Source organism: Streptosporangium oxazolinicum (assembly GCF_039537505.1).
GTDB classification, from domain to species: Bacteria; Actinomycetota; Actinomycetes; order Streptosporangiales; family Streptosporangiaceae; genus Streptosporangium; species Streptosporangium oxazolinicum.
The window spans coordinates 640,788-655,089 of sequence record NZ_BAABAQ010000001.1 but is presented as its reverse complement, the minus strand read 5'-3'; the positions used below and the strand labels follow the sequence as shown (position 1 = coordinate 655,089).

Below are 14,302 nucleotides of genomic sequence, written 5' to 3'. Positions count from 1 at the left end.
CGGGGGGCCTTGAGCGTAGGCTGTCGGAGTGCTTCGCAATGTCAGCCCCGGTGGTGAATCCCAGCTTGCCCTGGTCCGTCGAGCTCGTCGAATGGACCGGATCCTGGCGGAGACCTATCCTGACGCCCATTGCGAGCTCGACTTCCAAGATCCCCTCGAACTGCTGGTCGCGACGATCCTGTCCGCCCAGTGCACGGACAAAAGGGTTAATACAGTCACTCCTACCCTTTTTGCAAAATATCCCACAGCGGAAGACTACGCCGGTGCCGACCGGGCCGAGATGGAGGAGATCATCCGGCCCACGGGCTTCTTCCGCGCCAAGACCACCAGCATCGTCGGCATGGCCCAGGCCCTGTGCGAGCGCCACGGCGGCGAGGTCCCCAAGCGGCTCAAGGACCTGGTGGCCCTGCCGGGAGTCGGCCGCAAAACGGCCAACGTCGTGCTCGGAAACGCTTTTGGAGTGCCCGGTATCACCGTCGACACCCACTTCCAGCGGCTCACCCACCGCTTCCGCTGGACCTCGGAGACCGACCCGGTGAAGATCGAGCAGGTCGTCGCCGGGCTCATCCCGAAGCGCGACTGGACGATGATGTCCCACCGCCTGATCTGGCACGGCCGCCGCGTCTGCCACGCCCGCAAACCGGCCTGCGGCGTCTGCCCGCTCGCCGCGCTCTGCCCCTCGTACGGCCTCGGCCCCCTCGACCCGGTCCTCGCCGCCAAGCTGGTGCGTCCCGGCCCCTTCTCGTGATTTTCTCCTGACCGTCGCCGGAGGAGCGCCCAGGCCGGTTGCCTTTCCGTCCCGCGGATTCGCGGGCACCGGGAAGCCCGGGGCGGGGCACCGTGTTGCAGAGAGCCGGAGGTGTGCCCGTGGAAGAGGTTCCTGGGTGGTTGGAAACGCTGGCGGAGCGGGTCGCGGGGGCACCGGTGCCCCCGATGTTCCGCCCTCCGGCGTCCGGAGGGCGGGCGGCCGCGGTGCTCCTGCTCTTCGGTGAGGGGCCGCTCGGCCCGGATGTGCTGCTCATCCAGCGGAGCTCGCGCGGGCGCAGGCACGCGGGACAGCCCGCGTTCCCCGGCGGCGGGGTGGATCCCGAGGACGACGGCCCGATCGCCGCCGCGCTGCGCGAGGCGAGCGAGGAGACCGGTCTCGACCCGGTGGGCGTCCGGGTGCTCGGGACCATGCCCGAGCTGTACGTGAGCCACAGCGACAACCGGGTGACCCCGGTGCTGGCCTGGTGGCACACGCCCTGCGTGGTGCACGCGGCCTCTCCCGACGAGGTGGAGTCGGTGGAGCGGGTCCCGATCCGCGAGCTCGTCGACCCGGACAACCGGATCAGGCTGCGCCACCCGAGCGGTTATCTGGGACCGGCGTTCCGGGTGCGCGGGCTGCTGGTGTGGGGGTTCACCGCCGGAGTGCTCGACGGGGTGCTCGGCGACTCGGGTTTCGAGCTTCCCTGGGACCGGTCACGGGTCGAGGACATCCCGCCCGACGTCCTCAGTCTCGCGTCCCGTTGAGAAGCCCTTGACCTCAGACGTCCTCGACCTCGCGTCCCGTTGACAGGGCGAGGCCGAGGCGGGCCCAGTCGGCCACGTCCTCGTCGGGGTCGAGGGTGAGCCGCCGCAGCGCGGCCAGGCCCGTCGGGTCGGGCGGGCTGCCCATGATGTTCGGCAGCGCGTAGGCGGCCCCGTACCTGATCCGGGGATCGTCGTGTTCGGCGAGGGCGATCACCGACGGCAGCGCGCGGCGGTCCCTGAGATGGCCGAAGGCGATCAGCACCGAGTAGAGCACCAGGCAGTCGTCCTCCCGGACGGACATGGCGCGGAGCACCGGCAGCGTCCGGTCGACGAAGCCGAGCCGCCCCAGAATGTCGACCCCGAGCATCCGCTCGGCGGTGGTCTTCCCCGAGCACAGCCTCCGTGCCGCGGTGAAGGTCTCCAGATCGCCGCGTTCCTGCAACTGGGTGATCGCGCGCCAGCGAGCCGCGCCCTCCTGATCCTGTTCCCGCAGCGCGGTCTCGATGAGAGACTCCACCGCCGCCCCTCCGATCATCGCCATCCGGCCACGATAACCGCAGAGACCTCAGGGAAGGTGTGCACGCGCGGGGCGGCGGCTGGATACCGTAAGGGAGTGAGCGGTGATCTCCTCGATCTCATCCTGATCGCCCTGATGGTGGCCTTCGCGGTGTCGGGATACCGCCAGGGGTTCATCATCGGTGCCCTGAGCTTTGTCGGTTTTGTCGGTGGCGGGCTGCTGGGCATGTTCATCGCCCCGCCCATCGCCGGGGCCGTGGTCGACGGCGAGACCGAGCGTGCCCTGCTCGCGATCGTCATCGTCTTCCTCGCCGCCACGGTCGGGCAGTTCGCGTCCTCCACGATCGGCGCGGTGGTCCGCAGCCACGTCACCTGGGAGCCCGCCAAGGTCGTCGACGCGGTCGGCGGCACCTTCGCGAGCGCCTTCTCCGTGCTGATCATCGCGTGGCTGATCGGCTCGCTGCTGGCGTCGTCGCAGTTCACCCTGATCAGCGAGCAGGTCAACAAGTCCCTGCTGCTGAGCACGGTCGACCAGACGCTGCCCAGCGCGGCCAAGGACCTGCAGAAGCCGTTCAAGAACTTCATCGACACCTCCGGGTTCCCCAAGGTGTTCGACGCCATCGGGGGCGGCCAGCTCGTCGACGTCTCGCCGCCCGACCAGAGCGTGGCGAAGGGCAACAGGCAGCTCACGCGGGCGCGCCGGGGCATCGTCAAGGTCCAGGGCGTCGCCACGAGCTGCCGTAAGCACATCGAGGGCACCGGGTTCGTCTACGCCCAGAACAAGATCATGACGAACGCGCACGTGGTCGCCGGGGTCAACCAGGGGCTGCAGGTCACCGACTACCTCAACAAGACCCACCCGGCCAAGGTCGTGCTCTACAACCCCGACCGCGACATCGCCATCCTGCACGTCACCGGGCTCAACATGCCGATCCTGCGCTTCGACGGCACCGCGGAGAAGGGCGACGACGCGATCGTCGCCGGATTCCCGCACGGCCACGGCTACACCATGAACGTGGCCCGCATCCGGGTGCAGCAGAAGGCCAAGGGCCTCAACATCTACGAGCGCAAGACCGTCGTCCGTGACGTGTACGCCATCCGCGGCCTGGTCCGCCAGGGCAACTCGGGCGGCCCGCTGCTCACCACCGACGGCAAGGTCTACGGCGTCGTCTTCGCCGCCGCCCTCGACCAGCAGGAGACCGGCTACGTGCTCACCGCCGCGGAGGTCGCGCCGGACGCCGAGGACGGCTCCAAGCTCTTCAACCAGGTCGACACCCAGGAGTGCGACCAGAACTAGGGCCTGTGCGGGGGGAGATCACACGGTGGTGCGCGGTCCCGGTAGGCCGTCGCCGTGGCGCGTGGAGACCTCGCCGACGAGGAACGGTACGTTATCGATCATCGTCCGGCGCTGACGTCGGTGACGTGGCGGTTTCGTACCGGCAGCCCGTGGCGGGATCCGCCCGCCGGGCACGGGCCCGGCCCGTGGAGCCGGGTTCGGCCGCATCCGTTCGGGGGCGCGTGATGCCCGCGGTGCGTCCGGGCGCGTTCCGGGGAAGCCGTCAAAGAGCGCGGCACATGATGTGCAGTCCGACGTAGCCCTTCACCGGGTGCCGGAAGCCCTCCGGCACGGTGCCGAGCACCTCGAATCCGAGTCGCCGGTACAGTCGCACCGCCGTCTCGTTCGTCTCCACGACCGCGTTGAACTGCATCGAGCGGAAACCCGCCGCCCGAGCCCACTCGATTGTGTACTCGCACAACGCACGGCCCACACCGCGCCCGGAATGCGCTGGATCGACCATGTAGCTGGCGCTCGCGACGTGCGAGCCGTTGCCCATCTGGTTGTTGTTCATCTTCGCGGTGCCGAGGATCACGCCGTCGTCGTCGACCGCGACGATCGTACGGTTCGGGGCGGGCAGCAGCCACCAGTCGCGACCCGTCTCCTGATCGAGATCGAGCGGATAGGCGAAGGTCTCACCGGCGGCGACGATCTCGCGGAAGAACGGCCAGATGGCCGGCCAGTCGTCCACGACGGCTTCCCTGATCAGCATCCGCCCAGTATGCCGAGACGGTCGCAGGGGGCGCGAACGCTTTTCCGGCGCCGGAGCCCGCTCGCGCCGCCCGCGTTCTCACCGTCGGCCGTCCGCCGCCCGGTCCGGGTCGCGGTGTCCCCGGCCCGCCCGCGGAGCACCCGCGAACCGTCCGTGGGCCGTCGCCGGGTCTCCCCGTCGCGCGGCCGGGCCGGGACGAGGCGTGCTGGTCAGAGAAGGGCCTCGATCCTGGCGATGGCGACGTCGGCCTCCAGGTCGTCGAGCTCGTGGGCGGCCCTGGCGATCCGCTCGTACGGCATGCCGTAGCCGCTGATCCGGTCGGCGCCCCGTGCGAACAGCGCCGCGGCCCCGCGCCGGTTGCCCCGCTGCAGGTGGGTGAGACCGACGCAGATCTGCGCCAGTCCCTGCCACAGCTCGCGCTCCTCCTCGGGGGAGGCCTTCCAGCGGCCCTCCAGCACCTCGTGGGCGTGGAACGGCCGCCCCTCGCCGAGCAGGCGGCGCGCCTCGGAGACGGCCTCCTCGGCGCTCGGCGCGTAGTCGTCGGGGATGCGTTCCACACCCTCGGCGCCGTGAGGCAGCGGACGCCCGAACGCGTCGCGGGGACGCTGGTTGCGCGGCCTCCCGTCGGGATCCCGGTCGCGCCCGTTCATCGGCCGGGCTCCGGGGTGCGCTTGTTCACCCGTCGGGTTCCGGGGCGTGCTTGTTCACGGCCGGGCCCGTTCATCGGCTGGGCTCCGGGGCATGCCCGTTCACGGTCGAGCTTCGTGTCGCGCCCGCTCATCGGTCGGGCTCCGGGTCGGACAGCCAGGCGACGAGCTCGGCGTCGAACTCCTCAGGGCGCTCCTCGTGCGGGAAGTGTCCGGCGTCCTCGATCACCCGCCACCGGTAGGGGGCGGCGACGTAGCGGCCGGAGCCCTGGGCGGTGCGCGGCAGGATGTGCCCGTCGAGCGCGCCGTGCAGCTGCAGGGTCGGCGCGTTGATCTGAGTACGCATGGTCCTCGCGTAACGCCATCCGTCCGGACGGATCTGGGAGCGGCCGAACCAGCGGTGATACTCCAGCGCGCAGTGCGAGACGTTGCGAATGCGGAACGCGTCGCGGTAGGTCTTCGCCACGTCCTCCTCCGGCCAGCCGGGACCCGACCACTGATCGAGCAGCCGCCCCACCTTGGCGCCGGAGTTGGCGGTCAGGCGCCACTCGGGAAGCAGCGGCAGCTGGAAGCCCAGCGCGTAGCGGGCCGCCCTGAGCTGGCCGAAGGGCTGCGTGAACAGCGTGGTGCGGAGACGGCGGGGGTGCGGCGCCGAGACCGGGACCAGCCGCAGGACCGCCTTGGGATCCGTCACGGCCATGGTCCAGGCGAGCAACCCGCCCCAGTCGTGGCCGACGACGATCGCACCGGTCTCGCCCAGCGCCCGGATCAACCCGGCCGCGTCGGCGGCCAGGGTGTGCAGGTCGTAGCCACGCGGAGGCTTGTCGCTGGCCCCGTAGCCCCGCAGGTCGACGGCGACGGTGCGATAGCCCGCCGCCGGGAGCGAGACGAGCTGGTTGCGCCAGCTCCACCAGAACTGCGGGAACCCGTGGAGCAGCAGCACGAGAGGGCCCGTACCGGCCTCCACGACGTGGAAGCGGGTACCGCCGGCGTGGACGGAACGGTGGGTCCACGGGCCCTCGACCCTGACCAGGGACTCGTCGGGCCTGCTCACTGGCCGGGTCTCACCGGGTCGCGATGGCCACCCGCCTGGGCGGGCGTGATCGGAGCCACGTCGAGAGCGGGGTCGTGCTCGCCGCTCTTGATGGTCTTGAGCGAGCGCAGGGTCCGCTTCATCCCGGTCAGGCCCTTGAGCCGCCGTATGCCGATGAAGACCAGCAGCCCGGCCACGAGCAGGTAGAGCACGGTGACGATCAGGAAGGCGGCCCAGGTCCACAGGCCCGCGGCGACCAGGGCGTGGGCGATCGTGAAGGAGGCGAGGATCAGGCACAGGTGGGCCATGAACGCCGCGGCGCCGAAGAGCCCCGCCGCCATACCGACCCGTTTGGCGTCGAACCTGAACTCGGCCTTGGCCAGTTCGATCTCGGCGCGGACCAGGGTGGATATGTGGTCGCTGGCGGCGGCGACCAGCGCGCCCAGTGACTCCTCCTGGGGTTCCGCGGGCGGGATGTGTGTCATGGACGATCTCCTATCGAGGGCCTTTGTCGAACATCATGCTGCGCGTTGAGGCGGTCGCGCACGCACACCCACAGCGGAACCGGCGCCGCGAGCACGCCGGTGGTCATCGCGTACGTGTCATCAAATACCTGCGTCGTCAAGACTTCAGACTTTAGTCCCGGGGAGGAAGAGAGGCATGGGACTGCACCGGTTTGGTGAGGTCTCGGCTGTCCGGTGGGGAGAACCTGCACCACCGGTCCACCACCGGGCGGGTGGTGTGTGGAGCCGGTGCGGGACCGTTGGACCCTTGATCGGGACAGCGGCCGCCGGGGCGACTCCCGGTCCGTGAGGGAGGGAGTTCCCCGGTTTCGGCGGCCTTCGGCCGGAAGGATGATGTCAACGGGCCGGGAGCTACCCCGGAGGCGACCCGGTGAACGTCGCCGGACCGGCGGGAAGAGCCTCCTGAGCGGGAATCTCCGTCACCGGAGACATCGCGGGGAAGGCCACCGGGGGTCCTGGGGTCCGGGGATCACTGAGGGCATCGCGGGAAGGCGTCCGGGGGTCCAGGAATCCGGGAAGCATCGTCCGGAGACATCCGGGCATCCGGGAGACGCCGTCGGAAGTCGCTGGAGATCCTCCCTTCGGGAGAGCCACGCGGTGAAGGGCCCTTCGTGAGTTCCTTCGTGAGTTCACGAAAGCCACGGGTGAGCTCACGAGAGCCGCAGGCTCACGGCCTCACGAGAGCCGCAGGCGAGCCCAGGCGAGTTCGCGTGAGCTCAATGAAGCTCAAGGGAGCTCACGGGAGGCTTTCCCGAAGGGCTTTTCGCGAGGCTCCGGAGCGCTCTGAATGCCCGGCGGACCCGGCCGTTTCGGGTGGGCCGCGTTTCCGGCCCACCCGGGTGTCCCGATCCGCTCAGTCTTCGCTCTTGGCGCTGGGCAGCTTCTCCGAGATGAGGTTCATCACCGTGCTGTCGGCCAGGGTGGTGACGTCGCCGACGCTGCGGTTCTCCGCCACGTCACGCAGGAGACGCCGCATGATCTTTCCAGAGCGGGTCTTGGGCAGCTCCGGGACCACGAGGATCTGGCGCGGCTTCGCGATCGGGCCCAGCGCCTTGGACACGTGGGCGCGCAGCTCGGCCGCGATGTCCGCGCCCTCCTCGGCGTTGCCGCGCAGGATCACGAACGACACGATGGCCTGCCCGGTCACCGGGTCGGTCGCGCCGACCACGGCCGCCTCGGCGACCTTCGGATGGGAGACCAGCGCGGACTCGACCTCGGTGGTGGAGATGTTGTGCCCGGAGACGAGCATGACGTCGTCCACCCGGCCGAGCAGCCAGATGTCACCGTCCTCGTCCTTCTTGGCGCCGTCGCCCGCGAAGTACATGCCCTCGAAGCGGGACCAGTAGGTGTCGATGTAGCGCTGGTCGTCGCCCCAGATCGTGCGGAGCATCGACGGCCACGGGTCGCGGATCGCGAGGTAGCCGCCACCGCCGTTGCCCACGCTCTGCCCCTGGTCGTCGACCACGTCGGCGGTGATGCCCGGCAGCGGGCGCATGGCCGCGCCGGGCTTGCCCTCGGTGACGCCGGGCAGCGGGCTGATCATGACGGCGCCGGTCTCGGTCTGCCACCAGGTGTCAACGACCGGGGTACGGTTGCCGCCGATGTGCTCGCGGTACCAGACGTACGCCTCGGGGTTGATCGGCTCGCCGACGCTGCCCAGGATCCGCAGGGACGACATGTCGTACTTGGCGGGGATGTCGTCACCCCACTTCATGAACGTACGGATGGCCGTCGGGGCCGTGTAGAGCAGCGTGACCCCGTACTTCTGCACGATCTCCCAGAACCGGCCGCGGTGCGGGGTGTCCGGGGTGCCCTCGTAGATGACACTGGTCGCGCCGTTGGCCAGGGGGCCGTACACGATGTAGGAGTGGCCGGTCACCCAGCCGATGTCGGCGGTGCACCAGTAGACGTCGGTGTTGGGCTTGAGGTCGAACACCGCGTTGTGGGTGTAGGCGGCCTGGGTGAGGTAGCCGCCGGTGGTGTGCAGGATGCCCTTGGGCCTGCCGGTCGTCCCGCTGGTGTAGAGGATGTAGAGCGGGTCCTCGGCACCGTTCGGCCGCGCCTCGTGGACGTCGGACTGCCGGTCCACGATGTCGTGCCACCAGACGTCCTTGTCGGTCTGGTCGACGTCCTGGCCGGTCCGCCTCACGACGAGGACGTGCTCGACGCCGGGGCACTCCTTGACCGCCTCGTCCACGGTCGGCTTGAGCGCGCTGGGCGCGCCGCGTCGGTAGCCGCCGTCGGCGGTGACCACGAGTTTGGCGTCCGCGTCCAGGATCCGGCCGCTCAGCGCGGTCGCGGAGAACCCGCCGAACACCACCGAGTGGATCGCTCCGATGCGGGCGCAGGCCAGCATCGTGATCGGCAGCTCGGGGATCATCGGCATGTAGATCGCGACCCGGTCGCCCTTGCCGACGCCCAGCTCCTGGAGGGCGTTGGCGGCCTTGGAGACCTCGCGCAGCAGGTCGGCGTAGGTGAGCGTACGGGTGTCGCCCTCCGGCTCGCCCTCCCAGTGGTAGGCGACCTTGTCGCCGTGGCCCGCCTCCACATGACGATCGACGCAGTTGTGGGCGATGTTGAGCTCGCCGCCGACGAACCACTTGGCGAAGGGCGGGTTCCACTCAAGGGTGGTGTCCCAGCGCTTCGACCAGGTCAGACGGTCGGCCTGCTTCTCCCAGAAGGCCAGGCGGTCGCTCTCGGCCTCCGCGTAGGCGTCGGCGGTCACGTTCGCGGCCGCGGCCAGGTCGGCAGGAGGTGCGAACCGCCGGGTTTCCCGCAGCAGGTTCGACAGCGTCTCCTGGGTCTCACGCGACTCGGAACCAGGGGTCTCCGGGGCCACTACGCACTCCTCACGTACTGCTATCGACTGGTCGTGTCCCACTTCACCAGGCCAGCGGTGCCCGCCACAAGAGGTCTAGACAGGTCTGTACCAATCGGTGATGAGGGACCATATGCATTCAAAACGCCTTATTTTTGGGGATAATCACCCTCGAAACGTTGCGTTTTCGACACCGTAGGAATGTAGACGGCGTTATTCAACGTGCATTGACGGGATGGTGCGCCGGGCGGTGTCATGCGCTCGGTGAACGGTTCGCCCGCTGTTTCCGGGGGCGACTTCCGGGGGCCTCGCCGAGGCGATCTCCCAAGGTCTCCGAGGTCTCCGAGGTCTTCAAGGGCGGCTCCTCGAAGGAGGGCCTCAGGCAGGCCGGGGTGCGACCCAGGTGCCCCTTGGTCTGGCCGAAGTCTCGCCTGGTGGTCCCCGATAGGGTCGGGCAACGTGAGCGACCCATTGGCTGTCATCGCGGGAATGCCCGGAGTGTCCGAGGCGGTCACCGACGCGCGCAAGGCCGTCGACCGGCTCTACGGGCACCGCGTGCTGCGGCGTAAGAGTCCGGAGGTGTCGGCCAGATCCGCGCTGCGCGGTGCCCGCGCGTCAGCCGCCCTGGAGGGCGTGGACGTGCCCCTCGACGTCATTCCCGAGGTCACCGACCCCGTGGTGCAGGGCGCGCTGCGCGTCTCGGCCGAGCTGGGGCGGCTCGGTGCGACCTGGCGTGCGGCGCCCCGCCAGGTGCTGGCCAGGCTGCACACCCTCGCCGCCTCGGGGCTCACCGGAGACGGCGGAGGCGCGGAGGCCCTCGGTCGCCCCAGGGCGACCGAGGGGGCGCCCGACCCGCTCGGCCTGGGGCCCGCCCCCGGGCCGCAGGAGGCGGTGGCACGGGTGGACGGGCTGGTCCAGCTGGTGACGGCCTCCTCGAAGACCCCGGCGCTGGTGCTCGCCGCCGTCGTACACGCGGAACTGGCCGTGCTGCGCCCGTTCGGGACGGCGGACGGGGTGGTCGCGCGGGCGGCGGAGCGGTTGACGCTGGTGGAGTTCGGCCTGGACCCGAAGTCGCTGGTGGCCGTCGAGGTGGGCCACCTCGAACTCGGCCCCGCCTATGGGGAGGGGCTGCGGTCGTATCTGAGCGGCACCCCCGAAGGCGTCGCCGCGTGGGTGCGGCACTGCGCGTCGGCGGTCACGCTGGGCGTACGCGAGGCCACGGCGATCTGCGAGGCCATGCAGCGCGGCTGACCTCGGGCGGGGGGCACGTTCGTCCTGAAGGCGGGTCACCGCCCGTCCCGGAGGGCGGTGGCCGATCACGCCGGTCGGCGAGTGGTCGGCGGTCGGCCTGGGCGGGCCTCGGTGAGCCTTGACGGGTCCCGGGTCTTGGGGCTTGGTCTCGGATGTCGGCCGGAACGTGCCGGTCATGACGGGGGTACCGGCTGTGACAGTGGCCGATCGCGCTTTGGTAGAGGGCGGCCGATCGCGCGGTGACCGGCTATCCGGCGGCGGATCACCGAGAAGACACCCGCCCACGTCCCCGGCCCGCCCCGCGTGCTTGCACGCCTGCTCGCCTACGTCCTTGACCCGCCCGGGTGCTCCTGTGCCTGTTCGCTCGCGTCCTTGACCCGCCCGAGAGTACGCTCGCGTCCTCGGCCCGCCCGGGTATCTGTGCTGGAGCGCGTCTCCGGACCGCCCGCTCACCTGCTCACTCGTGTCGCTGAGCGATGGCCGGCCGCACGTTTGACTACTGAACGTCACTGATTACGGACATCCTGAGAAGGTGTCCTTACGTACCGACGGCGCCCCTGGTGTGGGGCGCCGCCGCCGACGCGTCCTGACCGAGTTACCAAGCGTGCACCTGATAATCGCTGGAGTGGGACAAGCCCACTCCAGCGCGCCTCCCGCGGCTGGCGGCGCGTGGGTACTCGGCGGCCGTGCCCGGACAAGTGGTCCGTAAAACCTTTGTACGTCTGATCCGTGCTGATGGGAACCCCTGAGAGCAAGACCTTTACGGATCAGGGGGCATTAATGGACGAATCCCCTCTTGTGTCGTTTTGTGCCTTGGGAGTCCCGGACGACGCGGCGTCCGGCTGGTGGCACGGCACCTCGGTGACGATCACTGAGCGTCACCACCGTTCGTCCGTGTGTGGAACGCGCCTCGGCGGAGGCGCATCCGGAGACTGGACCGTTACATTAAAAAAACTAGTGGAAATCAAGGATTACTCCTCGACGAAACTTGAGTTGATCGGGCAGCATGAGGTGGTATCTCCCCAAACCGGAGTAACTGCGCATGGGTTGCAATGCAATCCTCCTGCCATGCTCCGGCTGGCTGTTGAAGGCTTTCTTCTGAAACGGGACCGGCTCTACCCCCCCAGAGCCGGACCGGTTGGCGACCCCCGCTCTCCCCCCCGGCGGGGGTCGCCCCTTTTCCCGGCCGTCCTCCGCCCCGGGTCGGCACGCCTTCCCGGTCTCCGCCCCGATACGGCTCTTCAGCGGTACGTCGTCTTCGGCGGTACGCCACCTTTGGCGGGGTGCATCACCTTCGAGGCACAGATCCTCGGCGACAGGGCTCCCTCGGAGAACTTCCCGATGGGCCCGCCGGGCGTGAGCACGCGTGGCAAGGCTCCGGCGCGTTCGGCGCCCTCGTCCCGCGTACGACCCGCGCTTCTCGCCTGATCTCCCAGTCTGATCCGGCCTGATTGGGCTTCTCGGGTCTCGTCCGCGTTTGTCCGGCTCATCCCGTGCCGGTGGACCCCGCGTACGGAGCCGTACGCGGATGTCCCGGCCACTGGTTTTCCACAGGCCGGGCCATTGGCGGCCGGTTATCCACAGTACGGCGTTCGGTTTCCCGGTGAGGGGAGGCCATCACGGAAAGTGGGGTCCCCGCACCCCAGGGAGGCATCCGTGGACCGCCCGCTGGTCATCACCGAAGATCATGATCTGCTCGACGACCTGCTCCGTGTCGCCGCCGCGGCCGGAGCCGAGCTCGATGTCGCCCACGTGCCCGCGCACGCCCGGCCCTACTGGAACCGTGCGCCGCTGGTCGTCGTCGGGGGCGACGTGGCCGACGCCCTGGCCGCGACCGGCCCGCCACCTCGCTCCCGTGTCTTCCTGGCCACCCACACCTCCGAGGATCCCGACACATGGCGCAAGTGCGTCGCGGTCGGCGCCCAGGGCGTGCTGGAGTTGCCCGCCGCGGAGCGACAGCTGGTCGACGAGTTCGCCGACGCCGTCGAGCCATCCGCGAGATCCGGCTCCGTGGTGTGTGTCGCGGGCGGGCGGGGAGGAGCGGGAGCCAGCGTCCTGGCGGGTTCGCTGGCGCTGGCCGCGTCCCGGCGGCGCATCCGCACCCTCCTCGTCGACGCCGACCCGCTCGGCGGAGGTCTGGATCTCCTGCTCGGTCAGGAGGAGTCCGACGGAGCGCGCTGGTCCGACCTGGTCGCCCGTGAGGGCAGGGTCAGCTACACCGCGCTCCAGGCGGCCCTGCCGACCTTCGCCGGGCTGACGTTGCTCTCCTTCCACCGGGGCGAGGTCGACCCGATCCCGGCCGAGGCGATGCGCTCGGTCCTCGAGGCGGGCCGCAGGGGCTTCGACCTGGTGGTCGTCGACCTGCCGCGCCACCTCGACCAGGCGGCGGTGGAGGCGCTCGGACGAGCCGCCACGACCCTTCTGGTCGTCACCGCCGACGTGCGTGGCGTGCTCGCCGCGGCCCAGGTGCTCGCCGGGCTGCGCGGGCACACGGGTGAGGTGCGGGCCGTCGTGCGCAGCGGGGTCCTGAACGACGACGTGGTGACGACCTCACTCGGCATCCCGCACGGCGGCAGCCTCCCCGACCAGCCTCGTCTCGCCGCCGCCCTCGACCGGGGGGACGTTCCCCCACTCGGCCGCCGCACCTCTCTCGGACGGTTCTGCGCCGCGTTCCTGCATGAGCTGTTCGGGGCGGACGCGTGAAGCGGGCCGAGACCGCCGCGACGGTCTCACCGGAGCTGGTGGAGGCGGTCCGCGTACGGCTGGCCCGGACGGGTGTCGAGCCCAGTGCCGCGCACGTCGCGGTCGCGCTCCGGGCCGAGCGGGCGATGCTCGGCGACGCGGAGATCCTGGCGGTGGCCCGGGTCCTGTGCGCCGATCTCATCGGGGCGGGTCCGCTGGAGCCGTTGCTGGCCGAGGCCGAGGTCACCGACGTGCTGGTGAACGGTCCGCGCGAGGTGTGGGTCGACGACGGCGGCGGGCTGCGCCTGACCTCGGTCGTCTTCCCGGGCGAAGACGCTCTCCGGAGGCTGGCGCAGCGTCTCGCCTCCGCGGCGGGCAGGCGCCTCGACGACGCGTGCCCGTACGTCGACGCCCGCCTCGCCGGAGGCGTCCGGCTGCACGCCGTCCTTCCGCCCGTGGCGCCCAACGGCACCTGCCTTTCCCTGCGGCTCCCGCCCAGACGCACCTTCACCCTTCCCGACCTGGTCGAAGCGGGTGCGATCAGGGCCGACAGCGTCGCCGTTCTCACCGCGGTGGTCGAGTCGAGGCTCGCCTTCCTGGTCACGGGCGGTACGGGTACGGGCAAGACGACCCTGCTCTCCGCCCTGCTCTCCCTGGCCCATCCCGGTGAGAGGTTGCTGCTGGTCGAAGACTCCGCGGAGCTGAGACCACTGCACCCGCACGTCGTCCGTCTGGAGTCGCGCCCGGCCAATCTCGAGGGCGCGGGTGGTGTCGGCCTGCGCGACCTCGTTCGCCAGGCCCTGCGGATGCGCCCCGACCGGCTTGTCGTCGGAGAGGTCCGAGGGGCCGAAGTAGTTGATCTTCTAAACGCTTTGAACACCGGTCACGAGGGAGGTTGTGGCACGCTGCACGCCAACACCGCGACCGATGTGCCACCCCGTCTGGAAGCGCTGGGGTGTGCGGCGGGTCTCAGCCGGGAGGCGGTCCACAGCCAGATCGCCGCCGCCCTGGACGTTGTCATCCACCTGGCCCGCGACCGTGCCGACGGCCGTCGCCGGGTCGCCGAGATCTGCATGATGGTCCGCCGCCCTTCGGGGCTGGTCGAAGCCGAATCGGCCCTCACCTTCGCCCCGGACGGCCGGGTGACCCCCGGTCCCGGCCTGCCCGCCCTCGCGGCCCGAGCGCCCGGCGTGCACACCTCGCCAACCCCCCGCCACGGGCATCACGTCTCCTCCCGTCTGCCGCGATCGTACGAGTTCCCCGGAGCGTCC

General features: G+C 70.3%; 11 protein-coding genes and 2 pseudogenes. 7 read left to right on the top strand and 6 right to left on the bottom strand.

Annotated elements, in window-relative coordinates; all coding sequences use genetic code 11:
• Positions 1-28: 28 nt before the first annotated feature.
• Together nth and ABD817_RS03095 are read left to right on the top strand one after the other, a co-directional pair.
• Positions 29-748 carry an endonuclease III gene (gene nth, locus ABD817_RS03100; protein ID WP_344914711.1) on the top strand — a complete coding sequence of 240 codons (720 nt, stop codon included), beginning with the start codon at positions 29-31 and terminating at the stop codon, positions 746-748.
• Positions 749-867: 119 nt separating this feature from the next.
• Positions 868-1,512 carry an NUDIX hydrolase gene (locus tag ABD817_RS03095; RefSeq protein WP_425583237.1) on the top strand — a complete coding sequence of 215 codons (645 nt, stop codon included), beginning with the start codon at positions 868-870 and terminating at the stop codon, positions 1,510-1,512.
• Between the two features lie 13 nt (positions 1,513-1,525).
• On the opposite strand, the gene ABD817_RS03090 is transcribed toward ABD817_RS03095, so the two are convergent.
• Positions 1,526-2,053 carry a HEAT repeat domain-containing protein gene (locus ABD817_RS03090; protein WP_344914709.1) on the bottom strand — a complete coding sequence of 176 codons (528 nt, stop codon included), beginning with the start codon at positions 2,051-2,053 and terminating at the stop codon, positions 1,526-1,528.
• Between the two features lie 72 nt (positions 2,054-2,125).
• On the opposite strand from ABD817_RS03090, the gene ABD817_RS03085 reads away from it, so the two are divergent.
• Both ABD817_RS03085 and ABD817_RS39530 read left to right on the top strand, forming a co-directional pair.
• Positions 2,126-3,325 carry a MarP family serine protease gene (locus ABD817_RS03085; protein WP_344914707.1) on the top strand — a complete coding sequence of 400 codons (1,200 nt, stop codon included), beginning with the start codon at positions 2,126-2,128 and terminating at the stop codon, positions 3,323-3,325.
• A gap of 96 nt (positions 3,326-3,421) precedes the next feature.
• Positions 3,422-3,523, top strand: a pseudogene (locus ABD817_RS39530) (IS5-like element ISMt1 family transposase); the annotation flags it as partial.
• 64 nt (positions 3,524-3,587) lie between these two features.
• Here the strand turns inward: ABD817_RS39530 and ABD817_RS03080 are convergent.
• The 5 genes from ABD817_RS03080 to acs all read right to left on the bottom strand — a co-directional run bounded on the left by ABD817_RS03080 (position 3,588) and on the right by acs (position 9,119).
• Positions 3,588-4,076, bottom strand: a complete 489-nt coding sequence (locus ABD817_RS03080; protein WP_344914705.1) for a GNAT family N-acetyltransferase — start codon at positions 4,074-4,076, stop codon at positions 3,588-3,590.
• 209 nt (positions 4,077-4,285) lie between these two features.
• Positions 4,286-4,726 carry a DUF309 domain-containing protein gene (locus ABD817_RS03075; RefSeq protein ID WP_344914704.1) on the bottom strand — a complete coding sequence of 147 codons (441 nt, stop codon included), beginning with the start codon at positions 4,724-4,726 and terminating at the stop codon, positions 4,286-4,288.
• A gap of 127 nt (positions 4,727-4,853) precedes the next feature.
• A complete protein-coding gene (locus ABD817_RS03070) occupies positions 4,854-5,777 on the bottom strand; it encodes an alpha/beta fold hydrolase (protein ID WP_344914702.1) in 924 nt (307 codons plus the stop codon).
• Positions 5,774-6,241: a phage holin family protein gene (locus ABD817_RS03065; protein ID WP_344914700.1), complete on the bottom strand. Its 468-nt coding sequence runs from the start codon at positions 6,239-6,241 to the stop codon at positions 5,774-5,776. Before ABD817_RS03065 ends, ABD817_RS03070 begins: the two co-directional genes overlap by 4 nt.
• 892 nt (positions 6,242-7,133) lie before the next feature.
• On the bottom strand, positions 7,134-9,119 hold the full coding sequence (gene acs, locus ABD817_RS03060; protein WP_344914698.1) for an acetate--CoA ligase: 1,986 nt from the start codon (positions 9,117-9,119) through the stop codon (positions 7,134-7,136).
• A gap of 438 nt (positions 9,120-9,557) precedes the next feature.
• Between acs and ABD817_RS03055 the strand changes: the two genes are divergently transcribed.
• The 3 genes and pseudogenes from ABD817_RS03055 to ABD817_RS03045 all read left to right on the top strand — a co-directional run.
• Positions 9,558-10,349, top strand: coding sequence for a Fic family protein (locus ABD817_RS03055; RefSeq protein ID WP_344914697.1), 792 nt, complete (start codon positions 9,558-9,560; stop codon positions 10,347-10,349).
• Positions 10,350-12,005: 1,656 nt separating this feature from the next.
• Positions 12,006-13,052, top strand: a complete 1,047-nt coding sequence (gene ssd / locus ABD817_RS03050; RefSeq protein WP_344914695.1) for a septum site-determining protein Ssd — start codon at positions 12,006-12,008, stop codon at positions 13,050-13,052.
• Positions 13,049-14,212, top strand: a pseudogene (locus ABD817_RS03045) (TadA family conjugal transfer-associated ATPase); the annotation flags it as partial. The gene ssd and the pseudogene ABD817_RS03045, both read left to right, overlap by 4 nt.
• Positions 14,213-14,302 lie beyond the last annotated feature (90 nt).